This is a genomic window from Pseudomonas tremae, from assembly GCF_001401155.1.
GTDB lineage: Bacteria > Pseudomonadota > Gammaproteobacteria > Pseudomonadales > Pseudomonadaceae > Aquipseudomonas > Aquipseudomonas tremae.
Genome location: NZ_LJRO01000235.1, coordinates 1 through 664, shown reverse-complemented (window position 1 = coordinate 664; position 664 = coordinate 1). Strand labels below are relative to the sequence as shown.

The 664-nt window shown below is 55.0% G+C and carries 1 protein-coding gene and 1 pseudogene; both read right to left on the bottom strand.

All coding sequences use genetic code 11. The features are described from left to right. Positions 1-63: 63 nt before the first annotated feature. Positions 64-366, bottom strand: a complete 303-nt coding sequence (locus ALO43_RS15640) for a hypothetical protein (protein ID WP_054997774.1) — start codon at positions 364-366, stop codon at positions 64-66. A gap of 22 nt (positions 367-388) precedes the next feature. Then, positions 389-664, bottom strand: a pseudogene (locus ALO43_RS31155) (hypothetical protein); the annotation flags it as partial.

Here is a 664-nt window from a genome sequence, read left to right as displayed (position 1 = left end):
CTCCTGGCTTTAATGGCGATGTATTTTACAGAAAATCGTATTTCTTGGGTTTACGTACAGAGCCTAGCACTGAGCCTGTGCCTGAAGAGCGATACCCATTCTTCCCGCGGGATCATCTACGCCGGTTTTGAGCGAATCGTTGACGAGTTTGGCGAACAGCGTATCCAGAGATTGCGCCTGCGTTACAAGCATCGCCTCGATTCGACTCAGGTCTCCGCCGCTCACGGTTTTGACCTGCTCTGCCAACTCCTCAGCCACCGCTTCAACTCCAGCTTTTGCGTTGATCGCGGATATCACCAGTGCTGCCTGGGTGATCGGGGAAAGGTAGATTTGCGCGTCGGATGATTTGGGGCTGTCGTTCTTCATCTTTTTCTCCGTTGGGACTGAATCAATGCAGCGTGAGATGAGGAGGTGACTTTAGAGCAAGCGGTGCTCCAGGTTCGAATAGATCAGGTAGTTGGTCCTCTGGGCATTCCCGGATGAACTGGATCATTGCAGCATGGCAGGCGCGGTATATAGGCCCGCCAGCGCCCCAGTCGTCGCCGTAGCCTGATGAGCTGTCTTCTAGCTGTGACAGGTAAGCCACTCCTTGCAGGCTGGTGTCACCGTCCTCGGCAGCCTGATGCCGGTGGACGGGATTCACGTTCAGCAGATCGCACATCCG

Bases quoted from the DNA above. Each gene is read 5' to 3' on its own strand.
- ALO43_RS15640 (WP_054997774.1), bottom strand. From the start codon at position 366: ATGAAGAACGACAGCCCCAAATCATCCGACGCGCAAATCTACCTTTCC.